The organism is Streptomyces sp. NPDC046465 (assembly GCF_040646035.1).
In the GTDB taxonomy this organism is placed as follows: Bacteria; Actinomycetota; Actinomycetes; order Streptomycetales; family Streptomycetaceae; genus Streptomyces.
The window spans coordinates 317177-342966 of the sequence record NZ_JBEYZK010000002.1 but is presented as its reverse complement, the minus strand read 5'-3'; the positions used below and the strand labels follow the sequence as shown (position 1 = coordinate 342966).

General features: G+C 71.2%; 17 protein-coding genes. 13 read left to right on the top strand and 4 right to left on the bottom strand.

What is annotated here, in order from left to right:
* Positions 1-61 precede the first annotated feature (61 nt).
* Both ABZ953_RS04505 and ABZ953_RS04500 read right to left on the bottom strand, forming a co-directional pair.
* Positions 62-835 carry an SDR family oxidoreductase gene (locus tag ABZ953_RS04505; protein WP_361716567.1) on the bottom strand — a complete coding sequence of 258 codons (774 nt, stop codon included), beginning with the start codon at positions 833-835 and terminating at the stop codon, positions 62-64.
* 54 nt (positions 836-889) lie between these two features.
* Positions 890-1573, bottom strand: a complete 684-nt coding sequence (locus tag ABZ953_RS04500) for an MOSC domain-containing protein (RefSeq protein WP_361716564.1) — start codon at positions 1571-1573, stop codon at positions 890-892.
* An 80-nt stretch (positions 1574-1653) separates the two neighbouring features.
* Between ABZ953_RS04500 and ABZ953_RS04495 the strand changes: the two genes are divergently transcribed.
* A complete protein-coding gene (locus ABZ953_RS04495; RefSeq protein ID WP_361716561.1) occupies positions 1654-2550 on the top strand; it encodes a LysR family transcriptional regulator in 897 nt (298 codons plus the stop codon).
* Between the two features lie 31 nt (positions 2551-2581).
* On the opposite strand, the gene ABZ953_RS04490 is transcribed toward ABZ953_RS04495, so the two are convergent.
* Positions 2582-3031, bottom strand: a complete 450-nt coding sequence (locus ABZ953_RS04490; protein WP_361716558.1) for a WhiB family transcriptional regulator — start codon at positions 3029-3031, stop codon at positions 2582-2584.
* A 388-nt stretch (positions 3032-3419) separates the two neighbouring features.
* On the opposite strand from ABZ953_RS04490, the gene ABZ953_RS04485 reads away from it, so the two are divergent.
* The 4 genes from ABZ953_RS04485 (at position 3420) to ABZ953_RS04470 (ending at position 7766) form a co-directional block, all read left to right on the top strand.
* Entirely contained in the window at positions 3420-4031 is a 612-nt protein-coding gene (locus ABZ953_RS04485) for a response regulator transcription factor (RefSeq protein WP_003948568.1), read from the top strand.
* Between the two features lie 245 nt (positions 4032-4276).
* Positions 4277-4852 carry a sigma-70 family RNA polymerase sigma factor gene (locus ABZ953_RS04480; protein WP_361716555.1) on the top strand — a complete coding sequence of 192 codons (576 nt, stop codon included), beginning with the start codon at positions 4277-4279 and terminating at the stop codon, positions 4850-4852.
* A 162-nt stretch (positions 4853-5014) separates the two neighbouring features.
* Positions 5015-6529: an IMP dehydrogenase gene (gene guaB / locus ABZ953_RS04475; RefSeq protein WP_361716552.1), complete on the top strand. Its 1515-nt coding sequence runs from the start codon at positions 5015-5017 to the stop codon at positions 6527-6529.
* Between the two features lie 112 nt (positions 6530-6641).
* Positions 6642-7766 carry a GuaB3 family IMP dehydrogenase-related protein gene (locus ABZ953_RS04470; protein WP_355803766.1) on the top strand — a complete coding sequence of 375 codons (1125 nt, stop codon included), beginning with the start codon at positions 6642-6644 and terminating at the stop codon, positions 7764-7766.
* Positions 7767-7818: 52 nt separating this feature from the next.
* Here the strand turns inward: ABZ953_RS04470 and ABZ953_RS04465 are convergent, their stop codons facing one another.
* The gene (locus ABZ953_RS04465) at positions 7819-9072 is read right to left on the bottom strand and encodes a nucleotide sugar dehydrogenase (RefSeq protein WP_361716547.1); all 1254 of its coding nucleotides are present in this window, start codon (positions 9070-9072) and stop codon (positions 7819-7821) included.
* 227 nt (positions 9073-9299) lie between these two features.
* On the opposite strand from ABZ953_RS04465, the gene ABZ953_RS04460 reads away from it, so the two are divergent.
* From ABZ953_RS04460 to ABZ953_RS04425, 8 genes are all read left to right on the top strand, one after another.
* Entirely contained in the window at positions 9300-11009 is a 1710-nt protein-coding gene (locus ABZ953_RS04460; RefSeq protein ID WP_361716544.1) for a glycerol-3-phosphate dehydrogenase/oxidase, read from the top strand.
* Between the two features lie 432 nt (positions 11010-11441).
* Entirely contained in the window at positions 11442-13481 is a 2040-nt protein-coding gene (locus tag ABZ953_RS04455; protein ID WP_361716541.1) for a protein kinase, read from the top strand.
* Positions 13482-13649: 168 nt separating this feature from the next.
* Positions 13650-16313 (top strand): protein kinase, encoded by a 2664-nt coding sequence (locus ABZ953_RS04450; RefSeq protein ID WP_361716538.1) that lies wholly within the window; start codon positions 13650-13652, stop codon positions 16311-16313.
* Positions 16314-16445: 132 nt separating this feature from the next.
* The gene (locus ABZ953_RS04445) at positions 16446-18158 is read left to right on the top strand and encodes a protein kinase (RefSeq protein WP_361716535.1); all 1713 of its coding nucleotides are present in this window, start codon (positions 16446-16448) and stop codon (positions 18156-18158) included.
* A gap of 104 nt (positions 18159-18262) precedes the next feature.
* Complete coding sequence (locus ABZ953_RS04440) at positions 18263-19987, top strand: serine/threonine-protein kinase (protein ID WP_361716532.1); 1725 nt, start codon at positions 18263-18265, stop codon at positions 19985-19987.
* Positions 19988-20131: 144 nt separating this feature from the next.
* Positions 20132-21856 carry a serine/threonine-protein kinase gene (locus tag ABZ953_RS04435; RefSeq protein ID WP_361716529.1) on the top strand — a complete coding sequence of 575 codons (1725 nt, stop codon included), beginning with the start codon at positions 20132-20134 and terminating at the stop codon, positions 21854-21856.
* A gap of 236 nt (positions 21857-22092) precedes the next feature.
* Positions 22093-23709, top strand: coding sequence for a succinic semialdehyde dehydrogenase (locus tag ABZ953_RS04430; RefSeq protein ID WP_361716526.1), 1617 nt, complete (start codon positions 22093-22095; stop codon positions 23707-23709).
* Positions 23710-23852: 143 nt separating this feature from the next.
* A complete protein-coding gene (locus ABZ953_RS04425) occupies positions 23853-25670 on the top strand; it encodes a GMC family oxidoreductase (protein ID WP_361716523.1) in 1818 nt (605 codons plus the stop codon).
* Positions 25671-25790: the final 120 nt, after the last annotated feature.

Genomic DNA, 25790 nt, shown 5'->3' with positions numbered 1-25790 from the left:
AGTCGCCTCAGGGGCGCGGGGAACTGCGCGACCAGCCGACGGCGACCCGCACCCGAGACGGCTACTGCGGCCCGTACTTGCGCCCGGTACGGGACGTGACTCCGCCAAGGAGCGCTCGCGGCGTCACCTTCACCACCCCCATCAGCGCCTTGTACCGCGGGTCGGGGACGGACAGGGTCCGGCCGCGGGAGAGGTCGACGAGGGCCGCCGCGACCAGCTTGTCCGCGTCGAGCCACATCCAGTTGGGAATGTTGGACGTGCCCATCCCGGCCCGCTCGTGGAACTCCGTGCGGACGAAGCCGGGGCAGAGCGCCATCAGCCGCACCCCGGAACCGGCCAGGTCCTTCGCCGCGCCCTGGGTGAACTGCACGACCCACGCCTTCGAGGCCCCGTACGTCCCGCGCGGCACGAACGCCGCGACCGACGCGACGTTCACGACACCGCCGCGCCCGCGCTCCCGCATCGCCTCCGTCGCGGCCGACGTGAGGCGCAGCACCGCCTCGCAGTGCACCTTGAGCATGGTCAGCTCGTCGGCGAGCGAGACCTCCAGGTAGCGGCCCTTGTTGCCGAACCCCGCGTTGTTGATCAGCAGGTCGACCGTGTCCCTGCGGTTCGAGAGCCGCTTCTCGACGCTCTCGATGCCCGCGTCCGTCGCGAGGTCCGCGGTCAGGACCTCCGCCTCGATGCCGTGCCGGTCGTGCAGCTCGGTCGCCTGCTCGCGCAGCCGCTTGGTGTCGCGAGCCACCAGGACGAGGTTGTGCCCGTCACCGGCGAGACGCCGCGCGAAGGCGGCGCCGATGCCGGCGGTTGATCCCGTAATCAGAGCCGTAGTCATGGCCCAAGGCTAGTGAGAGCGAGCGGCCCCCGTGGCGCGCCGATGGCCCGGACTTCAGGTCACGAGGTCCTGCGCGGCGTGCTGCGCCAGGTACTTGCGGGCGCGCTCGGCCGTCCCGGGGTGCAGGGCGTCGCCCGCCGCGAGCAGCCGCGGCAGCAGCGACCTCTCCGTCGTGACGGCCCGGAACTGCAGGCCTACGGTGACCTCGTGCTCCGGCCGGTGCACGATCCGGACCGCGTCCCCGGCCCGGATCTCGCCCGCCACGATCACCCGCAGATACGCGCCGGGAACACCCTCTTCGGTGAACCGCTTCAGCCACCCCGACTCGTCGAGGTGGCCCTGGAACGTACGGCAGGGGATGCGCCCGCTCGTCACTTCGAGCACCAGATCGGAGCCGATCTGCCAGCGCTCGCCGATCCGCGCGCCGGTCACGTCGACCCCGGACGTCGTGAGGTTCTCGCCGAACGAGCCGTCGGGCAGCGGGCGCCCGAGCGTCGCCTCCCACGCGTCGAGGTCCTCGCGGGCATAGGCGTACACCGCCTGGTCGTTGCCGCCGTGGTGGCGCAGGTCGCTGATCTGGTCCCCGGCAAGGCCGCTCCCGCCGACGCCCTTCTCGCCCGGCGCCGTCACGAGGACCGGCCCGCGCACCGGCCGCTTGTCGATGCCGGTACTGCCGGAGGGGGCACCGGCGTGCTCGACGAGGGTGCGACGGCCAACATTCACCGAAAGAAGCTCCATACCCAGCAGGCTAAGCCAGCACCCTCAAAGCGGCGAAGCATTATTTCGCGATATGTCCAAGTGCGGCTTATGCTCGATCCATGATCGAGGCCCGCCATCTCCGCGTCCTGCGCGCCGTCGCCGCCACCGGCTCCTTCTCGGCCGCGGCCCGCGAGCTCGGCTGCACCCAGCCCGCCGTCAGCCAGCAGATGAAGGCCCTCGAATCCTCGACCGGCACACCGCTGCTGATCCGCACCGGCCGTGAGATGCGCCTGACCCAGGCAGGCGAGGCCCTGGTCAGGCACGCCTCGGGCATCCTCGCCGGACTCACCGCGGCGGAGGAGGAGGTCGCGGCGATCGCGGGCCTGCGCGCGGGCCGGGTGCGGCTCGTCTCCTTCCCGAGCGGCAGCTCCACCCTCGTCCCCGGCGCCCTCGCCGCCCTGCGCGCCGCCCACCCCGGCACCCGCGTCTCCCTCGTGGAGGCCGAGCCGCCGCGCTCGGTGGAGATGCTGCGCGAGGGCGACTGCGACGTCGCCCTCGCGTTCCGGTACGAAGGGGCGAAGGACGCCGAGGAGTGGGGCGACCTCATCGTGCGGCCGCTGCTGGCGGACCGGCTGGTCGGTCTCGTGCCCGAGGGGCATCGGCTGGCCGGCGCGGATTCGGTCACCATCGGCGAGTTCGCCGAGGAGTCATGGATCGCGGGCTGCCCCCGCTGCCGCAGGCAACTGGTGGAGGTCTGCGAGAGCGCGGGCTTCGTGCCCCGGATCGATTTCGCGACCGACGACTACCCGGCGGTGATCGGCCTGGTCGGCGCCGGGCTGGGAGTGGCGGTGCTGCCCGAGCTCGCGATCGAGTCGGTGCGCCCCAAGGGCGCCCGCACCGTGACGGTGGAGCCTGCCGTGCAGCGGGAGATCGTCGCGCTCACGCTGCCGGATCTGGCACAGGTGCCGGCCGTCGCCGCCACGCTGGACCACCTCGCGCGGGCCGCTGCCCGCTGACGTCGCGCGCGGGTTCCGAAGAAACGTTCCTTCAGTTGTGCGACACGGCACTGCGTGGCACGGCGGTGTGTGACGCGGCGGTGTGTGACCCGGCGCTGTGCGAGGCGGTGCTGTGTGACGTGGGGTTGTGCGAGGCGGTGCTGTGTGACGCGGCACCGCGCGAAACGGCGCTGCCCGCCGTCGCGGACGCCGTGACCAGTCGATTGCGCGCGCGCCCCATGAGCTCTTCGCGCTCGTCCTCCGTCAGTCCGCCCCACACGCCGTAGGGCTCGCGCACCGCGAGGGCGTGCGCCGCGCACTCCGCGCGCACCGGGCAGCGCATGCAGACCTCCTTGGCGGAGTTCTCACGTGCGCTGCGCGCCGCTCCCCGCTCGCCCTCCGGGTGGAAGAAGAGCGAGCTGTCGACCCCTCGGCAGGCCGCGAGGAGCTGCCAGTCCCACAGATCTGCGTTCGGTCCGGGAAGGCGGGAGAAATCTGCCATTGCTGGTCCCCTTGATGCCGTTCTTCGCGGATACGGTGCCCATGACCGTACATCTACTGTCTAAGGAGATGAAAATATGACTCATTGCGAATCTAGCCATAGACACCAGGAAAAGGGAAGAAAAGCCGCTAAATGGGGCATAGCTTGTGATGAAAGGTTGAGGGTCTCCCGCGCGCTCTGCGCTGTGTCCGTGCCCTCACGTAGAGTGCCGAACGTGTCCGACCGCCCCGTAACTCTTTCGGGTGACCGTCGTTGAGAGGGCGAGGCGGTTGAAAGAACAAGCGCTCGGGCAGGTGTCCGAGAGCGTCAACCGCACAGGTGACGAATATGTACCAGCCTGGAGGCTCAAGGTGACGCGCAGCAGCTGTGAGAGCCGCGGAGGACAGTCATGACATCTGTCCTCGTGTGCGACGACTCCCCGCTTGCCCGAGAGGCGCTCCGCCGCGCGGTCGCGACCGTGCCCGGTGTCGAGCGCGTGACGACAGCGGCCAATGGCGAGGAAGTCCTCCGCCGCTGGGGCGCCGACCGCTCGGACCTGATTCTGATGGACGTACGCATGCCCGGACTGGGCGGCGTCGAGACCGTCCGGCGGCTGCTGTCCGCCGACCCCGGTGCGCGCATCATCATGCTCACCGTCGCCGAGGATCTGGACGGGGTCGCGCTCGCGGTCGCCGCCGGTGCCCGCGGCTATCTGCACAAGGACGCCTCCCGCGCGGAGCTGCGGGCGACCGTCACCCAGGCGCTCGCCGACCCGACGTGGCGGCTGGCTCCGCGCAGACTGCGCTCGGCCGAGATGGGCGCCGCGCCCACGCTCACCGCGCGGGAGATCCAGGTCCTCGAGGGCATGAGCCACGGCCGCTCGAACGCGGAGATCGGGCGCGAGCTCTTCCTCTCCGAGGACACGGTGAAGACGCACGCCAGGCGGCTCTTCAAGAAGCTCGGCGCCTCGGACCGTGCACACGCCGTGGCACTCGGTTTCCGGTGGGGTCTGGTGCGCTGAGTGTGCTGCCGCGGGGGGCCCGCGATCCCCGCCTGCCACTGGGTGGGCGGGGTGGCGGATGCCCGTGGCTGCTTGTTTCGTCGCCGATGCCGCATCCTTGAGGTGTGGAGTTCCTCGGGGACGAGTCGATCGAGCGGGAGGGGAGGGCGCAGGAGATGAGTTCCGGCGCACCTGCTCATAACGCTTCAGTGCACAACTACGGACGCGGTGCCACGGATCAGTCGCCGTCAAGGCACCATGGACCGATGCGCGATGACAAGACGACGGTGATCGGTGCCCTCGTCCTTCGCGCGGTCGAGGGCGACGAACAGGCCACGCACGACCTTCTCGCGCACGTGCACCCCTTGGCGCTGCGCTACTGCCGGGCCCGCCTCTCCCGTCTGCCGGGTGACGCACGGCACTTCGTGGAGGACCTGGCGCAGGAAGTCTGCGTCGCCGTACTCCTCGCCCTGCCGCGGTACAAGGACACGGGCCGTCCCTTCGAAGCCTTCGTCTTCGCGATCGCGGCGCACAAGGTGGCCGACCTGCAGCGCGCCGCGATGCGGCACCCCGGGTCCACCGCCGTGCCCTCCGACGAGATGCCGGAGCGGCCCGACGACTCGCTCGGTCCCGAGGAGCGCGCGCTGCTCAGCAGCGATGCCGAGTGGGCCAAGAAGCTCCTCGCCAACCTCCCGGACAATCAGCGGGAGCTGCTCCTCCTGCGGATCGCCGTCGGCCTGACGGCCGAGGAGACCGGGCAGATGTTGGGCATGTCACCGGGTGCGGTGCGGGTCGCCCAGCACCGGGCGCTGAGCAGGCTGAGGGCGCTCGCCGAGCAGTAGGGCCCCGCATTGGTGGGACGACGGTCAGGAGCCTGTCGGCGTACGGTCGGCGTACGTGTGAACGTACAAAGCTTGCCGATGATCTTGATCGTGGAATGAGACACCCTTGGTTCCCGTTAGCATGGACATCCGCACCGATCAAGGCCATTTGGGGAAGGTGTCATGACTGCAAACGGCGGTTCTTCGACTGGGGTGCCCGAGAAATTCGCGACGCTCGGGCTGACCTACGACGACGTGCTGCTGCTGCCGGGCGCGTCGGAAGTGCTCCCGAACGCGGTCGACACCTCGTCCCGCATCTCCCGGAACGTTCGGGTGAACATCCCGCTGCTGTCCGCGGCGATGGACAAGGTCACCGAGGCCCGGATGGCGATCGCCATGGCCCGTCAGGGCGGCGTCGGTGTCCTGCACCGCAACCTCTCCATCGCGGACCAGGTCAACCAGGTCGACCTCGTGAAGCGGTCCGAGTCCGGCATGGTCACCGATCCGATCACGGTGCACCCGGACGCGACGCTCGCCGAGGCGGACGCGCTCTGCGCGAAGTTCCGGATCAGCGGCGTCCCGGTGACCGACGCGGCGGGCAAGCTGCTCGGCATCGTCACCAACCGCGACATGGCCTTCGAGAACGACCGCAGCCGGCAGGTCCGCGAGGTCATGACGCCGATGCCGCTGGTCACCGGCAAGGTCGGCATCTCGGGCGTGGACGCCATGGAGCTGCTGCGCCGCCACAAGATCGAGAAGCTGCCGCTGGTCGACGACGCCGGGCTCCTCAAGGGCCTCATCACCGTCAAGGACTTCAAGAAGGCCGAGCAGTACCCGAACGCCGCCAAGGACGCCGAGGGCCGGCTGCTCGTGGGTGCCGCCGTCGGCGCCAGCCCCGAGGCGCTGGAGCGCGCCCAGGCGCTGGCCGGAGCCGGGGTCGACTTCCTGATCGTCGACACCTCGCACGGCCACAACAGCAACGCCCTGAGCTGGATGTCGAAGATCAAGTCGAGCGTGGGCGTCGACGTGATCGGTGGCAACGTCGCCACCCGCGACGGCGCGCAGGCGCTCATCGACGCCGGTGTCGACGGCGTCAAGGTGGGCGTCGGGCCGGGCTCGATCTGCACCACCCGCGTGGTCGCCGGCATCGGCGTCCCGCAGGTCACCGCGATCTACGAAGCCGCGGTCGCGGCCCGCGCGGCCGGCGTGCCGGTCATCGGCGACGGTGGTCTCCAGTACTCCGGTGACATCGGCAAGGCGCTCGCCGCCGGCGCCGACACGGTGATGCTCGGCTCGCTCCTCGCGGGCTGTGAGGAGTCGCCGGGTGAGCTGCTGTTCATCAACGGCAAGCAGTTCAAGTCGTACCGCGGCATGGGCTCGCTCGGTGCCATGCAGTCCCGCGGCCAGGGGAAGTCCTACTCCAAGGACCGCTACTTCCAGGCCGAGGTCGCCTCCGACGACAAGCTCGTGCCCGAAGGCATCGAGGGCCAGGTGGCCTACCGCGGCCCGTTGGCCAACGTGCTGCACCAGCTCGTCGGCGGCCTGCGCCAGACGATGGGCTACGTCGGCGCGGCGAGCGTCGACGAGATGGAGACCAAGGGCCGCTTCGTCCGCATCACGTCCGCGGGCCTCAAGGAGAGCCACCCGCACGACATCCAGATGACGGTCGAGGCACCGAACTACAGCCGCAGTAAGTAGTCTTCCGGTTCCACGCGCGCGTGGAAGGGGCGGCCCCGCATCACCGGGGCCGCCCCTTCCGTGTGCGTCGGGGATACTGGACAGGCAGACCAAGAGGGAAAGGCCCCACAACGTGACTGAGATCGAGATCGGGCGCGGCAAGCGCGGCCGCCGCGCGTACGCCTTCGACGACATCGCCGTCGTACCGAGCCGGCGCACCCGCGACCCGAAGGAGGTCTCGATCGCGTGGCAGATCGATGCCTACCGCTTCGAGCTGCCCTTCCTGGCCGCTCCGATGGACTCGGTGGTCTCGCCGCAGACCGCCATCCGGATCGGTGAGCTGGGCGGCCTCGGCGTACTGAACCTGGAGGGCCTCTGGACGCGGTACGAGGACCCGCAGCCGCTGCTCGACGAGATCGCCGAGCTGGACGCGGAGACCGCGACCCGGCGCCTCCAGGAGATCTACGCGGCCCCAATCAAGGCCGACCTGATCGGACAGCGCATCAAGGAGGTGCGTGACGCGGGTGTGGTCACCGCCGCCGCGCTCTCGCCGCAGCGCACCGCCGAGTTCTCCAAGGCCGTCGTGGACGCCGGGGTCGACATCTTCGTGATCCGCGGCACCACCGTCTCCGCCGAGCACGTCTCCGGCGCCGCCGAGCCGCTGAACCTGAAGCAGTTCATCTACGAGCTGGACGTCCCGGTCATCGTCGGCGGCTGCGCCACGTACACCGCGGCCCTGCACCTGATGCGCACCGGCGCCGCGGGTGTCCTGGTCGGCTTCGGCGGCGGCGCCGCGCACACCACGCGCAACGTGCTCGGCATCCAGGTGCCGATGGCCACCGCCGTCGCCGACGTCGCGGCCGCCCGCCGTGACTACATGGACGAGTCCGGCGGCCGGTACGTCCACGTCATCGCCGACGGCGGCGTGGGCTGGTCCGGCGACCTGCCCAAGGCCATCGCGTGCGGCGCGGACTCCGTGATGATGGGCTCCCCGCTGGCCCGCGCCACGGACGCGCCCGGCAAGGGCCACCACTGGGGCATGGAGGCCGTCCACGAGGACGTGCCGCGCGGCAAGAAGGTCGACCTCGGCACGGTCGGCACCACCGAGGAGATCCTCGCCGGTCCTTCGCACATCCCGGACGGCTCGATGAACTTCTTCGGTGCGCTGCGCCGCGCGATGGCGACGACGGGCTACAGCGAGCTCAAGGAGTTCCAGCGCGTCGAGGTGACGGTCGCGGACTCGCAGCACAAGCGCTGACGGATCGTGCGCAGAAGGGCCCCGGTACTTCCTACCGGGGCCCTTTCCGTCGTCACAGGCGATGGGCCGCGCCCGCCGGAGTCGCGCCCCTGGTGTCCAGGAGCAGCTGGGCCTTCACCGCGAGACCTTGCAGGTCGTACGTGCGGTGGTGCTGGAGCAGGATCGTGAGGTCGGCGTCGGCCGCCGCCTCGTAGAGGGAGTCCGCGCGCGGGACGGGGCGGCCGAGCACGCTCCAGTTGGGCACGTAGGGGTCGTGGTAGCTGACCGCGGCGCCGAGCTCCATGAGGCGGGTGGCCACCTCCTGTGCGGGGGCGCCCTGCTGGTCGGCGAGGTCGGGCTTGTAGGTGACGCCGAGGAGCAGGACGCGGGCGCCGCGGGCGGACTTGCCGTGTTCGTTGAGGAGGGTCGCCGAGCGCTGGATCACGTACTGGGGCATGCGGTCGTTGACCTGCTGGGCCAGTTCGACCATGCGCAGGGGGCGGGCGCCGCGGGAGGGGCCCGGGACGTCCAGGGGGACGCCGTGGCCGCCGACGCCGGGGCCTGGGCGGAAGGCCTGGAAGCCGAAGGGCTTGGTCTCGGCGCAGCGGATGACGTCCCACAGGTCGATGCCGAGGTCGTGGCAGAGCACCGCCATCTCGTTGACCAGGGCCATGTTCACGTGCCGGTAGTTGGTCTCCAGGAGGTGCACGGTCTCGGCCTCGCGGGGGCCGCGGGCGCGGACGACCTTGTCGGTGAGGCGGCCGTAGAAGGTGGCGGCCGACTCGGTGCAGGCAGGGGTGAGGCCGCCGATGACCTTGGGGGTGCCGGCGTAGCCGTGGCTGCGGTTGCCGGGGTCGAGGCGGCCGGGGGAGTACGCGAGGTGGAAGTCGCGTCCGGCGCGCAGGCCCGAACCCGATTCGAGGATCGGACGGAGGAATTCCTCCGTGGTCCCCGGGTACGCGGGTGACTCCAGGATCACGGTAGTGTGCGGACGCAGCCGCGCGGCCAGGGCCCGGGCGGCCTCGGCCACCTGGCTCAGGTCGAGCGAGCGGTCGGCGGCCGGTGGAGTGGGGGCGCAGATGACAGCGGTGCGGACCCGGCCGAGTTCGGCCGGATTGGCGGTCGGCCTGAAGCCCCCCGAGAGCATCCTGCGGACGTCGGCGGCGGTAAGAGTGCCCTCGGCGCCGTCGCACGGCAGCCGCCCGCCGGCCAGGTCGGCGGCGCGGGCGGGGTCGTAGCCGATGGTGGCGATGCCGCGTGCGACGGCGGCCTGGGCGAGGGGCAGGCCGAGGTGGCCGAGACCGATGACGGCGAGATCTGCGGGCATGGCGGTGGGCCGTCCTCCCAATAGCCGGAGTGGGACGAGTGCGCAAGCCCTGTGGACAAGGCGGACCAGCGCAATGTCAGACTAGGAGTAAATATGACCGATTTGCGGTATTGCGTTGCGTGGGGTTCCGGAGTGTTGTCCACAGGCCGGGGCCGCGATCAGCGGGCGGCGGAGAAATCTGGGCATGATGTGAGTCCGACCACACCCGAGCTCAACGGGAGGCAGCGGTGAGGACAGCGACACTGGGGCCGGCGGAGCGTGCCGAGTCACTTGCGGGAATGGCCGACCGGGAGCTGGACATCCTGGTGGTGGGCGCGGGCGTGGTCGGTGCGGGCACGGCCCTCGACGCGGTGACCCGCGGCCTGTCCACCGGCCTGGTCGAGGCGCGGGACTGGGCCTCGGGCACGTCGAGCCGGTCCAGCAAGCTGATCCACGGCGGGCTCCGCTATCTGGAGATGCTCGACTTCGCGCTCGTGCGGGAGGCGTTGAAGGAGCGCGGCCTGCTCCTCGAGCGGCTCGCCCCGCACCTCGTGAAGCCGGTGCCGTTCCTCTACCCCCTACAGCACAAGGGCTGGGAGAGGTTGTACGCCGGATCGGGCGTCGCGCTCTACGATGCCATGTCGATGTCCCGCGGCCACGGCCGAGGCCTGCCCATGCACCGCCACCTGACGCGCCGCCACGCCCTGCGCGTCGCCCCGTGCCTGAAGAAGGACGCACTGGTCGGCGCCATGCAGTACTACGACGCCCAGATGGACGACGCCCGCTATGTGGCCACCCTGGTGCGCACCGCATCGGCGTATGGCGCGAAGGTCGCCAACCGCGCCAAGGTCACCGGCTTCCTGCGCGAGGGCGAGCGAGTGGTCGGCGCCCGGGTGCAGGACGTCGAGGGAGGCGGGGAGTACGAGGTCCGCGCCAAGCAGATCGTGAACGCGACCGGCGTATGGACGGACGACACCCAGGCGATGGTGGGCGAGCGCGGTCAGTTCCACGTCAGGGCGTCCAAGGGCATCCATCTGGTCGTACCGAAGGACCGGATCAACGCCACGACCGGGCTGATCCTGCGGACCGAGAAGAGCGTCCTCTTCGTCATCCCGTGGGGCCGGCACTGGATCGTGGGGACCACCGACACGGACTGGGACCTGGACAAGGCGCACCCGGCCGCCTCCAGCGCCGACATCGACTATCTCCTGGAACACGTGAATTCGGTGCTCGCGGTCCCGCTCTCCCGGGACGACGTCCAGGGGGTGTATGCGGGGCTCCGCCCGCTGCTGGCCGGGGAGTCGGACGCCACGAGCAAGCTGTCCCGCGAGCACACGGTCGCGCACCCGGCGCCCGGCCTGGTGGTCGTCGCGGGCGGCAAGTACACGACGTACCGCGTGATGGCCAAGGACGCCGTCGACGAGGCGGTGCACGGCCTGGATCAGCGCGTCGCCGACTGCGTCACGGAGGACATCCCGCTCGTCGGCGCCGAGGGGTACAAGGCGCTGTGGAACGCCCGCGCGAGGATCGCCGCGCGGACGGGCCTCCATGTGGTGCGCGTCGAGCACCTGTTGAACCGGTATGGCTCCATGGCCGAGGAAGTGCTCGAACTGATCACCGCCGACCCCAAGCTGGGCGAGCCGCTGCCGGGGGCCGACGACTATCTGCGGGCCGAGGTCGTCTATGCCGCGTCGCACGAGGGCGCCAGGCACCTCGACGACGTACTGACCCGGCGCACGCGCATCTCGATCGAGACGTTCGACCGGGGCACGCGCAGCGCCAGGGAGTGCGCCGAGCTGATGGCGCCCGTCCTCGGCTGGGACAAGGACCAGATCGATCGCGAGGTGCAGCACTACGAAAAGCGGGTGGAGGCCGAGCGGGAGTCGCAGCGGCAGCCGGACGACCTGACGGCGGACGCGGCACGTCTGGGGGCGCCGGACATCGTGCCCCTCAGCTGACCCCACGTGTCCGCTGACCCCACTTGTCCGTGTTCGTGCGGAAGGTGACGACACGTCGGTTGTCGTGAGTCGCAGCAGTGTGGACGCGGAACGTGTCGTAGAGGCCCTTTGCGGTGCGGGTGTTGAGCCTCTCGCGCCCGTGCGCCCTGGGTGAGGCCTTGCCCAAGGCGGGGAGCGGCGGAAGAGTGAGGTCCGGGGTCGGTGCCGCGAATTGCGGCCGACCTGCCGGCACGCTGATGAGGGTCAACGCCAGGAGGATGGCCGTCCGTGAAGGCGGTGTTGGCAGGCGGTCCCCCCTCGTGCGCGGTCCATCATGAGGGACGAGAAGAGGGCCCATGGACCCTGGGCGTTGGCCGGTCCCTGAGTAAGGGACAATGAAGGCTCTGTCAGGGCGGGTTGCTCGGGTAGCAGCGGTAGCAGCAGAGGGGACGCATGTCGGACGCGGAGCAGACGGGTGAGGCCCGTCGGGACAAGAGCGAACGTCTCCTCGCCGGCCGGTACCGGCTGGGAGAGGTGCTCGGCCGCGGCGGCATGGGCACCGTCTGGCGCGCCAAGGACGAGACACTTGGCCGTACGGTCGCGGTGAAGGAGCTGCGGTTCCCCTCGAGCATCGACGACGAGGAGAAGCGACGCCTCATCACGCGGACGTTGCGCGAGGCGAAGGCGATCGCGCGGATCCGCAACACCAGCGCCGTGACCGTCTACGACGTGGTCGACGAGGACGACCGGCCGTGGATCGTGATGGAGCTGGTCGAGGGCAAGTCGCTCGCGGAGGCGATCCGTGAGGACGGACTGCTCACGCCGCGGCGGGCGGCCGAGGTCGGCCTCGCCGTGCTCGACGTGCTGCGCTCTGCGCACCGCGAGGGGATCCTGCACCGCGACGTGAAGCCGTCGAACGTGCTGATCGCCGAGGACGGCCGGGTCGTCCTGACGGACTTCGGCATCGCGCAGGTCGAAGGCGACCCCTCGATCACCTCCACCGGCATGCTCGTCGGCGCGCCGTCGTACATCTCCCCGGAGCGCGCCCGCGGCCACAAGCCGGGCCCCGCGGCCGACCTGTGGTCGCTGGGCGGCCTGCTGTACGCGGCCGTGGAAGGCGTACCTCCGTACGACAAGGGGTCGGCCATCGCGACCCTCACCGCGGTGATGACCGAGGACGTCGAACAGCCTACGAACGCCGGACCGTTGGAGAAGGTCATCTACGGCCTGCTCGCCAAGGATCCGGAGCAGCGGCTCGACGACGCGGGCGCGCGGGCGCTCCTCATCGACGTGATCCACGCTCCGGAGCTCAAGGAGGAGCCGGAGCCGGTGGAGGCGACCAAGGTCGTGCCGTTGCCGCCGGTCCCGCCCGCCGCACCGAAGACACAGAAGCCCCCGAAGACACCGAAGACACCGAAGGCGCAGAAGCCTTCGCGAGCCCCGAGGCCCGCGCGCGCCCCGAAGTCTCCGAAGGCCACGGGTGTCGCCGGTGGGGCTGCCGGTACCGCTGGTGCCGGTGAGAGGCCCGCGGGTGCTACCGGCGCGTCAGCCGTCGGAGCCGCTGCCGGTCGCAAGGCGGCAGAGGCCACCGACCGCATGAAGAGCGCCCTGCAGGCGGTGCGCAAGGCGGCCGCCGCACGCGGTGCGGGGGCGGCCACGTCCACGTCGTCGCGCGCGGGCTCGCCCACCGGTTCGCCTTCGCGGCCGCCCGTGAAGGCGTCGATCACCGATGTGGTGCCGCGGCGGACGCTGGTGATCCTCTCCGTGGTGGTCGTGCTCGCCGTGCTCGGCACGGTGCTCGCCCTCGCGCTCGGGGACGACGGCAGCGGCACCGAGGACAACAAGGGCGGCGACAAGGCCGCGTCCAGCGGGGCCACCGCCGGCGGTGGCCAGGGCAAGGACGACACGGACAAGGGCAAGGACACCGGCAAGGACACGGGCAACGGCGCGGGTACGGGGGCCGACACGAGCAAGGACCCCGACGAGGACAAGAGTTCCGGCCCCGACGAGGGCGATGGGAACGACCCGGGCAAGGACGACGACGGCAAGAAGCCGGGCACTGACGCTGCCTCGACGTACAAGCACGGCCAGGGCTTCAAGATCGGGCTGCCGAAGGGGTGGAAGTTCCAGTCAACGGGGCGTGCGGGCGCCCGGTTCGGCGGGCCCGACGGGCAGAAGCTGCTGATCGGCTGGACGGGCACGCCCAAGGACGACCCGGTGAGCGACTGGAAGAACCAGGAGAACTACATGGTCCGGTCGCAGTACCACCGGATCCGGATAGAGAAGGTCGGTTTCCGCGGCTGGAACACGGCCGACTGGGAGTTCACCTACGAGGACGGCGGGACCAAGTACCGGTCGGTAGACCGCGGCTTCGTCGTCAACGGCAAGCTCGGCTACGGAATGATGTACACGGCCAAGGCCGACGACTGGGGGAGCGAGAAGCGGCGCACGGCGTGGCAGACGTTCACGAAGACGTTCGAGCCGAAGTCCTGAGCCGGGGGCGGCACGGGAGCGCCCGGTTCCGAGTTCGGGGCCTGAGATCTCGTATCACCTCATTGCGGTTCGCCTCCGGCACGTATCGTGAGTGCTTGCGGACCGTACGGAGCCGCAATGAGTCACAAGACGAACGGATTTGACCACCGGGCAGACGGGGGAGGCGTCGTGGACGACTATGCGGGACGGGTGCTCGCCGACCGCTACCGCCTGCCGCTGCCCCCCTCGGACGAGTACGAGCTCGCCGAGTCCCGCGCCTTCGACACGTACAGCGGGCAGGAAGTCCTCGTCAGGCAGGTGCCGTTACCCGAGATCGTCGACGCCGAAGTAGTCGGCGAGGCGGTCGGTGAGGGGATCGGCGAGGGCGAGCCGGTCGAGTCGGAGCTGGACGTGGACGGCCTGCCCGCGGGCTTCGTGCCACGGGCGAGGTCGGGCGGGGCCGGGGTCAGGCGGGCCGCGTCACGGACGACGCGCAGGCCCACGGATCCGGCGGTGCGGCGTGCGATCGAGGCGGCGCAGACCGCCGCGCAGATCCCCGACCACCCACGGCTCGACCAGGTCTTCGACGTGTTCGCCGAGGGTGGCTCGCTGTGGATAGTGAGCGAGTTGGTGGCGGCACGGCCGCTTGCGGCGCTCCTCGCGGACCGGCCGCTGAGCCCGTACCGCGCGGCCGAGGTCGCCGCGGACGTCCTCGCGGCGCTGCGGGTGCTGCACGCGTACGGCTGGGTGCACCGGAACATCACCGCGCGGACGGTGTTGATATGCGATGACGGGCGCGTGATGCTGACGGGCCTCGCGGCCGGCGCGGCCGAGGAGGCGCTCTGCGGGTACGACCCGCGGCCGGTGGAGGCGGGTGAGCCGGCGGGCTCGGCGGGGTCGGTCGGGAACGTGGCGACGGATTCCCGGTACGCGGGGGGTACCCGGTACGCGGGGGGTTCCCGGTACGCAGAAGCAGGCGGGAACGCAGGCAGGGACATGAGCAGGGATGTCGCGCTCGAACCCGCGCCGGAGTCCGCCGGAACAGGCGTGCGGGCCGGGCGTTCAGGTGCCGTGGCGGCGTATCGCGCGAGGACACGGGCCGCCGCGCGGGTGACCGAGGACTCCGGTGACAGCGCGTCAGGGACGGCCGGGCAGATCTCGGACCCCTACGGCGTGGCGGAGACGAAGCCCTGGCACGGGGCGGTGCCGAGGGCAGGGGCTCCGGCGGCACGGAGCGCGGACACGGCGGGCAGCGCGCCCGGCACCCGCGACACCCCCGGCACCCTCGACACGCACGACACCCCCGGCACGCACGACACCCACGACACGCATGACACCTGGGACGAGGGTCCCGCCGACGGGGCCGCCCCGCGCGGACCCGTCACCGCCCTCGCCGCCGAGCGGGCCCGCCACGCGCGCATGGTGGTCGTCGGGGCCGTCACCGAGCGGTGGGCGCCCGAGCAGGCCGGACCCGTGCACGAGAACTGGCAGCTCGCCGCGCCGATCGGCCCCGCCACCGACCTGTGGGCCCTGGGCGCCCTGCTCTTCCGCGCCGTGCAGGGACACGCCCCGTACCCGGAGGACAGCTCGGCCGAACTCGTACAGCTCGTCTGCGCCGAGCCGCCCGCCTTCGCCGAGGAGTGCGGGCCGCTGCGCCCCGTAGTCGAGTCGCTGCTGCGTCAGGACCCCACCGAACGGCTCGACTTCGAGGAGCTGAGCGGCTGGCTGCGCTCGCTGGTGCGGTCGGCGCCCGAGCCGGAGGCCGGGGCGCACGTCGTGCCGGTGCCGTCGTACGACGCCGGGCGGCTCCCCGTCGTACGACGGCGGGGTGAGGTCGTCCGCAGGCGGCGCGGGGCCGAGGCGGCCGGTGGGGCGGGCAGCGGGCCGGGGTATGGGCACGGGCGGCACAAGCGAGGCAAGGGCAAGGGACGAGGCGGCGGCACGGGGCGCAAGGGCAGGGGCGGGGACGTGCGGCTCGCCTCGCCGATGCAGGCGGCCACGAGCGAGCCGAGGCCGGTGCGGGAACCCCGGCTGTCCCACGAGGCGGAGCTGCCGCGTGAGCCCCGTGCTTCCGGGCGCCCCCGTTCGCTGGGGCGGCTGCTGCTGATCGCCATCCTTCTCGGGCTCGCCGCGGCCATCGCGTACGCCATGGTGTTCATGCCCAAGGGGGACGACCGAGGGGCGGGCGACGGCGCGGGGGCAGCGGGCGAGGTCAGTTCGGCCCCGGGCGCGGCCGATCCGGGCAAGAAAAAGGGCAAAGAAGGAAACAAAGAAGACGACAGGGAAAAGGGCGACAGAGGAAAAGAAGGCAGAGGAAAGGAGGGCAGAGGAAAGGAAGACAAGAACAAGCCCGGCAAGAGCCCCGGTTCGCAGGAACCGCAGACCGCCGACCCCGACCTCCCGCGCGGCTTCACCCTGCGCAAGGACCCCGAAGGCTTCCGCGTCGCCGTCGCCGGTGGCTGGGACAGGCAGTCCAAGAACGGCCGGGGCCAGGTCCGTTACACGCACGGCGGCTTCGAGCTGCTCCTCGTTCCCGGCCGCGACACCACGGACGGCTATGGCAGCGACCCCATGAAGTACCAGCGCGAACACGAGCGTGAGCTCCAGCCGTTCCGCGACTCGTCCTGGGCGACCTCCAGCGGGATGCGGCGCATCGACGTGGGGGGACGGGCCATGGCGGAAGGCCAGTTCACCTGGCAGGACGCCGGGGGGCGCGAGGTCTTCGTGCGTAATCTCGCGATGGTCGTCGGCGGGAAGTACCACGTGGTGCAGGTGCGTGGTCCCGAGGCCGAACGGGACGAGGTGACGCGCCTGTACGACCAGGCTTCGGCCACCTATCAGGTCACCGAATGAGTCGTTTCCGGCACTTGGGACATGCACGGCATGCGTCACAGTGCGGTCTCCTAAGCCCCCCTGTGGTTCCCTGCACGGTGCCCGCTCCTTAACCTGGGCGTGTCAAGACCATTGCGGGGGAACGTGAATCAGATGCAGGGACTGCTCCTCGCGGGCCGCTACCGACTCGCTGAGTCCATCGGCCGCGGTGGCATGGGACGGGTGTGGCGCGCGCAGGACGAGGTGCTGCACCGCGCCGTAGCCGTCAAGGAGCTGACGGCTGCCCAGTTCGTGCAGGAGGCCGACCGGGCCGTCCTGTTCGCGCGTACGCAGACGGAGGCGCGCGCCGCCGCCCGCATCAACCATCCCGCTGTCGTCACCGTCCACGACGTCCTCGAGTACGACGAGCGGCCCTGGATCGTGATGGAGCTGGTCGAGGGCCGCTCGCTGGCCGACGCCGTCAAGGACGACGGCCGCATCGAGCCCCTGGAGGCCGCTCGCATCGGCCTGTGGACCCTCAAAGCCCTGCGCGCGGCGCACGCCGCCGGTGTCCTGCACCGTGACGTCAAGCCCGGCAACGTCCTCCTCTCCGACGACCGGCGGATACTGCTCACCGACTTCGGGATCGCCGCGATCGAGGGGGACTCGACCATCACCCGGACCGGTGAGGTGGTCGGTTCCGTCGACTATCTGGCGCCGGAGCGGGTCAGCGGCGGCAATCCCGGACCCGCCTCCGACCTGTGGGCGCTCGGCGCCACGCTGTACACGGCGGTGGAGGGATTCTCGCCCTTCCGGCGTACTTCGCCGCTCGGCACGATGCAGGCCGTGGTGACGGACGAGCCCGCGCTGCCCGGGCACGCGGGCGTCCTCGCGCCGGTCATCAGCGCGCTGCTGAGCAAGGACCCGCAGGCCCGGCCGACCGCGGAGGAGGCCGAGCTGATGCTGGCCCAGGCCGCGGAGGGGCGCAGGCCGCAGCAGGCGCAGGCGTACGTCCCGACACAGGTGCACCCGGCCACCGGATCGCCTACGGCCACCGGATCGCCTACGGCCACCGGATCGCACCCGGGCGCTCAGGGCCAGGCGCACACGAACCCGCAGGGCCAGGCATACCCCGCCACCGCCGCCCCGTACACGCACCCCCAGACCCCCTCGCCCTACACGCACCCCCAGACCCCCACCCCCGGCGGCCAAGCCCACACCCCCGTCCCCGGCACCGGCACCGGCCCCGACCTCCACACCGTCGTCAGCCAAGGACACGACCTCCCGCGCGAACGGCGGCGCTGGCCCGCGATCGTCGCCCTCGTCGTCGTGGCCGCGCTGCTGGGCGGCGGCGGTGTCTTCGGCTATCTGCACTTCGCCGACGGCACGCAGGAGCAGACGGACGACGGCGGTCCTGGCAGGGCGGTGGGCGGCATCCCCGACGACTGGCAGCGCGTGAACGATCCCGAGGGCTTCAGCCTCATGCTGCCCAAGAACTGGAAGCGCGAGACGGACGGCAACCAGGTCGACTACACACCCGACGGCGGCCGCCGTTTCCTGCGCATATCCGTCGACAAGAACCCGCAGTACGAGAGCTCCTACACCCACCAGCTCTCCCTGGAGAAGAACCTGCGGGTGAAGCTGCCGGGGTACCAGCGGCTGCATCTGGACTCCAACATGTTCCGCGACCAGCAGGGCGCCCTCTGGGAGTTCAGCTGGAAGGCGGGCGCGAACGACACGACCGCGGGGCCGCGCCGCGCCATCGACCAGGCCTATATCAGCCGTGACGGCGTGGAGTACGCGATCTACATGTCGGCGCCGGCCAAGGACTGGGGCGCCACCCGGGAGCAGTTCGACGCGATGCTGCGGGGGTGGCGGGAACGCTGAGCGCCCGCGCCCACCTCTGAGGAGGCTGGGAGCAGCGGCCGGAACCGGCCCGCGGCCGTGCTCGGACCCATTCCGTTCCCGCACGTGTGGGGCATGATGGCCGCATGGGGAGCCTGGGAGACCACGCCGGTGCGGCGGGTGCCGGCGGGGCCGGCGCCGGTGGGGGCAACCCCCGTGTGATCGCGGGCCGTTACCGCCTGGAGTCGCGGCTCGGCCGGGGCGGCATGGGGGTTGTGTGGCGCGCCACCGATCTGCTCCTGGGGCGGCAGGTCGCGGTCAAGGAACTGGCGCGGGACGAGACCCTCTCCGACGCCGAGGCGGAGCAGCAGCGCGAGCGGACCCTGCGTGAGGCGCGGGCAGTGGCGCAACTGCGGCATCCGCACGTCATCGTCGTCCATGACGTCGTCGTACAGGACGAACAGCCCTACATCGTCATGGAGTTGATCGAGGGCAGTTCGCTGGCCGGGCGTATCGCGCGCGGCGGCCCGCTGGACGCGGCCACCGTCGCGCGGATGGGCATCGACCTGCTCGGCGCCCTGGGCACCGCGCACGAGGCGGGCATCCTGCACCGCGACCTCAAGCCCGCCAACGTGCTCATGGAGCACACGACCGGCCGCGTCGTGCTCACCGACTTCGGGATCGCGCAGCTCAGCGGGGCGACGACGCTCACGGAGGTCGGGTCGTTCGTGGGGTCGCCGGAGTTCACCGCGCCCGAGCGGATGGCGGGGGATCGGACGGGGCCCGAGTCCGACCTGTGGTCGCTCGGCGCGCTCCTGGTCACCGCGCTGGCCGGTGAGTCGCCGTTCCGCCGCGACTCGATCGGCGGTGTCCTGCACGCGGTCGTCTACGACGAGATACGCCCGCCGGCGGCCGCCGCGCCGCTGCTGCCCGTGGTGCTCGGCCTCCTGGACCGCGACCCGGAGCGCCGACTCGACGCGGCCGGGGCCGCGGTGCTGCTGCAGGCGTATGTCGAGACGGGGCGGATGCCGGTGGTGGCGCGGGAGAGGCCAGGCGCCGTGCTGCCGAGGAGGCCACGGAGACCGGGGAGGCCGGGGCGGCCAGGGAGGTCAGGGTGGCCAGGGAGGTCAGGGAGGTCAGGGAGGCCGGAGAGACGGTGGTGGGGCGGTCGCCCACCGGCCCAGAGGGAGCTCCCCGCGGGCCCGCCCCCGGTGAAGCCCGCGAAGCCGTACGGCAGGCACGGACGGGTCGTCCTGATCGCCGCCGCGCTGGTGGCCGCCATCGCGGGAGCCGGTGTCTCCGCGGCGCTCCTGCTGAGCAGGGACGGTGACGGCGGCGGCACACCGCCCTCGTCGCCCTCCGCGTCGCAGGGCACGGCGGAGCCGACGGTCACCGTGACGTCCCCTTCGCCGAAGCCGTCCTCGCCCCAGGCGCCCAAGGGGTACCGCATAGCGAGGGACCCCGAGGGCTTCGCGCTCGCCGTTCCCGAGGGCTTCCGTCGTGAGGTGGACGGGCCCCGCGTCTTCTACGTCTCGCCCGGCGGCACCTACCGCATCGGCATCAGGGAGTCGGCAGGCGAGCGCGGTGGGCCGCTCGCCATGCAGCGCCGCGCCGATGCCGCAGGCCCGCGGACCAACCCCGGCTACCGCGACGGCCGCGTCACGGAGACCACGCGCAACGGCAGGCCCGCCGCCCTGTGGGAGTTCACCTGGGACGGCTTCGGCGAGGACGAGGGCGCCCGGCACTCGTTCGACCTGTGCTGGGCGGAGGGCGGCCGGACGTTCGACGTCTGGGTGTCGGCTCCGGTCGGGGACACGGCGCAGGCGCGGCGGTACTTCGACGCGGCGGTCGACACGTTCGTACGGCGTTGATTCGTACGCCGTTGCTTCGTACGCCGTTGAGGTGCGGGCGAGTTCTCATCTCGTACGTCATGCCGGGCTGTTGCGTGCATCACCCAGGTCACAAGGAGCGGACCTGGCTGGAAACCGGGGGGCCCGGCACGATAGCAATGGGGCATGAGTAATGACGGGGGAGCCTCCTACGGGCCGTACGAACCCACCAGCTTCGGCCTTCAGCCACCACAACAGCCGGGCATACCGGGGCAATCCGCACCGGGGCAACCCGGCCACCATGCCGGCGCTCACCCCGACAACCCGTACGCGCAGCCGCAGCCGCAGCCGCAGCCGCAGCCGCAGTCGCACCAGCCCACCCAGGTCGTGCCGAACCAGGCGTCCGAGCCCGACCCGGGCGCAGGCCGGTTGATCGCGAGCCGCTACCGGCTGCTCGCCAAGCTCGGCCACGGCGGCATGGGCACGGTGTGGCGCGCCAAGGACGAGACGGTGGACCGCGAGGTCGCGGTGAAGGAGCCGCGCATCCCCGACCACCTCCCCGAGCGTGAGCGGGCCAACGTCTTCGAGCGGATGCGCCGGGAGGCGCGTGCCGCGGCCCGCCTCGACCACCCGGCCGTGGTCAACGTCCACGACGTGGCGGTGGAGGACGGCCAGCCGTGGATCGTGATGGAGCTCGTCCAGGGCCGTTCCCTGGGCGCCGCGCTCCAGGAGGGCACGCTGAGCGCCCGCGAGGCCGCGCGGATCGGCCTCGACGTCCTGAACGCCCTGGACGCCGCGCACCAGGCGGGCATCCTGCACCGCGACGTGAAGCCGGACAACGTCATGCTCGGCCGCCACGACCGCGTCATCCTCACCGACTTCGGCATCGCCCAGATCGAGGGCGAGACGAACCTGACGGACACGGGCGGCTTCGTCGGATCGCCGGAATTCATCGCTCCGGAGCGGGTGCTGGGGCAGCGGCCGGGTCCGGCCTCCGACCTGTGGTCCCTGGGCGTCGTCCTGTACGCGGCGACCGAGGGCGTCTCGCCGTTCCGCCGCAACAACACCCCTGCGACGCTCCAGTCGGTCCTCAACGCGACACCGGCCGCGCCCGCGTCGGCCTCGGGCCCGCTCGCGGAGGCGATCAACCGGCTCCTCGTCAAGGACCCGGCCCAGCGTCCGAACGCGGCGCAGGTCCGCGCGCTCCTGGAGGAGGCGGCGAGGCCGCCGCAGCCCGCGCCGACGCAGGTCGTCACGGTCGCGCGCGACGGCGACGGCGGGAACGGCAAGGGCGTCTTCCTGAGCCGCAAGGCGCTGGCCGTCGTCGCCGGTGTGGTCGTCGTGGCGGTGGCCGCGGGCGTCCTGGTGGCCCTGAACCCCTTTGCGGGCTCGGACTCCGGGGGCTGGCAGAAGCAACGGACGAAGGAGCTGGCGGCGACCGTCTCCGCGCCCGAGGGCTACAAGAAGTCCGAGGACGACAACTCGGAGAAGAACGAGCACTGGGTCCAGTACACCGACGCGAGCGGCAGCGTCTGGATCCACCTCTTGCTCAAGAAGAAGTCCGAGAGCGACGACATCGCCGGGACCGCCGCCGCGGAGATGTACGAGGACGACGCCGAATTCAAGGAGTCGGGCAAGTACGACCTGAACATGGACTCCGACCCGGCTCCCAAGACCGCGCCGGAGGACACCACGTTCCAGGGGGAGAAGGCGGCCGAGAACACCGTCACGTACTCCACGACCGACACCCAGAACCCGCGGCCCCGCGAGCTCAAGGCCCTCTACTACAAGACCAAGGGCGGCGACATGTACCGGATGGTCATCAGCTATCCGGGCAAGGGCGACTTCACCGCCCGCGGCCGCGAGGTCGCGAAGACCGCCATCGCGGACCTGGAGCTCGACAAGCTCTGAGCGGCTCTGGCTCAAGCTCTGAGCGGCTGTGGCTGTGGCTGTCGCTGTCGCTGTGACGCGGCTGCGGCTGCGGCTGCGGGGCGCGGCCTCCAAAAACACGTACCGAGGGGCGTCACCCGTAACAACGCCCTGATCAGCGGCTTTGTCGCCAGCAATCACTGGCGTCGTGTGAGTGGTCGGTGAAGCCCATTACCGATGGGTACCCAAATCCCTGACGTAGGCCTACTCTCACGAGCATGACGGACTCGCAGGCCACCGCAGCGCCCCTCGGAACGAACCCGACCGCACCGGCCCCCGAAGGCGCGCGCACCGCCGCCGACGTGGTCACGCCCGAGCTGATCGCCCAGCTCACCCGTGACGTCGTCGGGGCGGGACGCACGGCCAACCACACGCCGCTCACCGGCGAGAAGCTGGCCGACCTGCCCGAGTCCACCCCCGAAGACGTGGCCACCGCCTTCGAGCGGGCCCGCACCGCCCAGGTCGCCTGGGCCAGGACCCCCGTTAAGCAGCGCGCCGCCGTCCTGCTGCGCTTCCACGACCTGGTGCTCCAGCGCCAGGCCGAGGTCCTCGACCTGATCCAGCTGGAGACGGGCAAGGCCCGCCTGCACGCCCACGAGGAGATCCAGGCCGTCGCCGTCGCCGCCCGGCACTACGGCCGCAAGGCCCCCGCGTACCTGGGCCCCAAGCGGCACACCGGCGTCGTCCCGGTCCTCACCAAGGTCACCGAGAACCGCCAGCCGCGTGGCGTCATCGGGCAGATAGCCCCCTGGAACTACCCCTTCGAGCTGTCCATCGGTGACGCGCTGCCCGCCCTCGTCGCGGGCAACGCTCTCGTGATGAAGCCCGACACGGAGACCTGCCTCACCGCCCTGTGGGCCCGTGACCTGATCATCGAGGCGGGCCTGCCTTCCGAGGTCTTCCAGGTCGTCCTCGGCGAAGGCCCGGTCGTCGGCCCCGAACTCGTCAAGCACGCCGACTACGTCTCCTTCACCGGCTCCACCCGCACCGGCCGCGAGGTCGCCCAGGGCGCGGCGGCCCGCCTGGTCGGCGTCTCCCTCGAACTCGGCGGCAAGAACGCCATGCTGGTGCTGCACGACGCCGACATCGACAAGGCCGCCGCGGGCGCGGTGCGCGCCTGCTTCTCGTCCGCGGGCCAGCTGTGCATCTCCATCGAGCGGCTGTACGTCCACGAGGCCGTCGCCGACCGGTTCGTGGAGCGCTTCGCGGAGCGGGCGAAGGCGATGCGGCTCGGCAAGTCCCTCGCATACGGCGCCGACATGGGCTCCCTCGTCGGCGAGCGGCAGCTGGAGACCGTGACCCGGCACGTCGAGGAGGCCGTCGCCAAGGGCGCCACGCTCGTCGCGGGCGGCGTCGCCCGCCCGGACATCGGCCCCTACTTCTTCGAACCGACCATCCTGGACGGCGTCGAGGCCCCGATGGCGGTCTGCACCGAGGAGACCTTCGGTCCCGTCGTCTCCATCTACCGCTTCACCGACGAGAACGAAGCGGTCGAGCTCGCCAACGCCACGCCCTACGGCCTGAACTCCTCGGTCTGGACGAAGGACAGCAGCCGCGGCCGCAAGGTCGCCGCCCGCCTGCGCACCGGCACCGTCAACGTCAACGAAGGCTTCGCGCCCGCCTACGGCAGCGTGCAGTCCCCGATGGGCGGCATGAAGGACTCCGGCCTCGGCCGCCGGCACGGTTCCGAGGGCATCCTCAAGTTCACCGAGGCGCAGACCGTCGCCACCCAGCGGATCATGCCGCTCGCGCCGTCCTTCGGTCTGGACGACGAGAAGTACGCGGCGTTCATGAGCACGAGCCTGAAGGTCATGAAGGCGTTCCGCCTGCGCTAGGGCTTGAAGGGGCGCGGGGAACTGCGCGAGCCACCACGACGTACGTGGCGTACGTGGCGTACATGGCGTACGTGGCGTACGTGGCGTACGCGATGTCTACGACGTATACGACGTACCCGCAGAGTTTGCAACGAGGAGAGTCCATGTCACAGGAGAGCTCTGCCCGGAACCAGGTGAGCGACGACGTCACGTACGACTACGACGTCATCGTCGTGGGCTCCGGATTCGGCGGCGCCGTATCCGCGCTGCGCCTCACGGAGAAGGGCTACCGCGTCGGCGTGCTCGAGGCAGGCCGGCGCTTCACGCGCGAGACGCTGCCCAAGAATTCCTGGGACCTGAAGAACTACCTCTGGGCACCCGCGCTCGGCCTGTTCGGCATCCAGCGCATCCACCTGCTCGGCAACGTGATGGTCCTCGCGGGCGCCGGGGTCGGCGGCGGCTCGCTGAACTACGCCAACACCCTCTACGTACCGCCCGCGCCGTTCTTCGAAGATCCGCAGTGGAAGGACATCACGGACTGGCGGGACGAGCTGCGCCCCTATTACGAGCAGGCCAAGCGCATGCTCGGGGTGCGGCTCAACCCGACGATGACGCCCTCGGACGTCCACCTGAAGGCCGCCGCGCAGGAGCTGGGGGTCGGTGACAGCTTCCACATGGCGCCCGTCGGTGTCTTCTTCGGCGACGAGAAGGACGCGGACGGTTCTTCAACGACCGGCCCCGGCCGGGAAGTTCCCGACCCCTACTTCGGCGGCGCGGGCCCGTCCCGCAAGGCCTGCACCGAATGCGGCGAATGCATGACCGGCTGCCGGCACGGCGCGAAGAACACCCTGAACGAGAACTACCTGTACCTCGCGGAGAAGGCCGGTGCCGTCGTCCACCCGATGACGTCGGTCGTCGCCGTCACCGAGGACTCGCGGGGCGGCTTCGCCGTCGGGACCCTGCCCACCGACAACAAGCGGAAGGGCAGCGGCCGGACGTTCAAGGCCCGCAAGGTCGTCATAGCCGCCGGTACGTACGGCACGCAGACCCTCCTGCACCGGATGCGGGACACCGGACTGCTCCCGCAGATCTCGAAGCGGCTCGGCACCCTCACCCGCACCAACTCCGAGGCCCTGGTCGGCGCCCAGACCACCGACCGCCGCTACCGCAAGCGGCACGGCGGCGAGAAGGTCGACTTCACCAAGGGCGTCGCGATCACCTCGTCGATCCACCCGGACGCCAACACGCACATCGAGCCCGTCCGCTACGGCAAGAAGTCCAACGCGATGGGCGGCATGACGCTGCTCCAGGTCCCGTACAGCGTGAAGGGCGGCAAGGACCGCGTCGCGGGATGGCTCGGCAGCATGGCGCGCCACCCGGTGCTCGCGGTGCGCTCGCTCTCCAACAGGCGCTGGTCCGAGCGGACCATCATCGGCCTCGTCATGCAGTCGCTCGACAACTCCTTGACCACGTACCGCAAGGAGAAGGGGATCGGGAAGGGGCTGCTCACCGCCCGGCAGGGCCACGGCGCCCCCAACCCGAACCAGATCCCCGAGGCCACCCGCGCGGCGACGATCCTCTCCCAGGAGATCAACGGCTTCCCCGGCTCGAACATCGGTGAGCTCATGGGCACTCCGCTGACCGCGCACTTCCTCGGCGGCTGCCCGATCGGCGACTCGGCGGAGACGGGCGTCATCGACCCCTACCACCGGCTCTACGGCCACCCCGGCATCTCCGTCGTCGACGGTGCCGCGGTCTCCGCGAACCTGGGCGTGAACCCGTCCCTGACGATCACCGCACAGGCCGAGCGGGCGATGTCGTTCTGGCCCAACAAGGGCAGCGAGGACCAGCGTCCGGCACAGGGCGGGCAGTACGTGCGACTCGCGGCCGTCGAGCCGAAGACCCCGGCGGTCCCCGCGGACGCCTTCGGCGCGCTGAAGCTGCCGTTCCTGGGGCTGCCGGTGGTGCCGCCCAAGGGCTGACGGGCCCGGACCACAAGACGGGCCCGGACACACAAGACGGGCCCGGACACACAAGACGGGCCCGGACACACGTAAGGACCTGCACCCCCCTCCGAGCGCAGGTCCTTCCGCGTGATCAGG

Bases quoted from the DNA above. Each gene is read 5' to 3' on its own strand.
- ABZ953_RS04505 (WP_361716567.1), bottom strand. From the start codon at position 835: ATGACTACGGCTCTGATTACGGGATCAACCGCCGGCATCGGCGCCGCC.
- ABZ953_RS04500 (WP_361716564.1), bottom strand. From the start codon at position 1,573: ATGGAGCTTCTTTCGGTGAATGTTGGCCGTCGCACCCTCGTCGAGCAC.
- ABZ953_RS04495 (WP_361716561.1), top strand. From the start codon at position 1,654: ATGATCGAGGCCCGCCATCTCCGCGTCCTGCGCGCCGTCGCCGCCACC.
- ABZ953_RS04490 (WP_361716558.1), bottom strand. From the start codon at position 3,031: ATGGCAGATTTCTCCCGCCTTCCCGGACCGAACGCAGATCTGTGGGAC.
- ABZ953_RS04485 (WP_003948568.1), top strand. From the start codon at position 3,420: ATGACATCTGTCCTCGTGTGCGACGACTCCCCGCTTGCCCGAGAGGCG.
- ABZ953_RS04480 (WP_361716555.1), top strand. From the start codon at position 4,277: ATGCGCGATGACAAGACGACGGTGATCGGTGCCCTCGTCCTTCGCGCG.
- guaB (WP_361716552.1), top strand. From the start codon at position 5,015: ATGACTGCAAACGGCGGTTCTTCGACTGGGGTGCCCGAGAAATTCGCG.
- ABZ953_RS04465 (WP_361716547.1), bottom strand. From the start codon at position 9,072: ATGCCCGCAGATCTCGCCGTCATCGGTCTCGGCCACCTCGGCCTGCCC.
- ABZ953_RS04455 (WP_361716541.1), top strand. From the start codon at position 11,442: ATGTCGGACGCGGAGCAGACGGGTGAGGCCCGTCGGGACAAGAGCGAA.
- ABZ953_RS04445 (WP_361716535.1), top strand. From the start codon at position 16,446: ATGCAGGGACTGCTCCTCGCGGGCCGCTACCGACTCGCTGAGTCCATC.
- ABZ953_RS04440 (WP_361716532.1), top strand. From the start codon at position 18,263: ATGGGGAGCCTGGGAGACCACGCCGGTGCGGCGGGTGCCGGCGGGGCC.
- ABZ953_RS04435 (WP_361716529.1), top strand. From the start codon at position 20,132: ATGAGTAATGACGGGGGAGCCTCCTACGGGCCGTACGAACCCACCAGC.
- ABZ953_RS04430 (WP_361716526.1), top strand. From the start codon at position 22,093: ATGACGGACTCGCAGGCCACCGCAGCGCCCCTCGGAACGAACCCGACC.
- ABZ953_RS04425 (WP_361716523.1), top strand. From the start codon at position 23,853: ATGTCACAGGAGAGCTCTGCCCGGAACCAGGTGAGCGACGACGTCACG.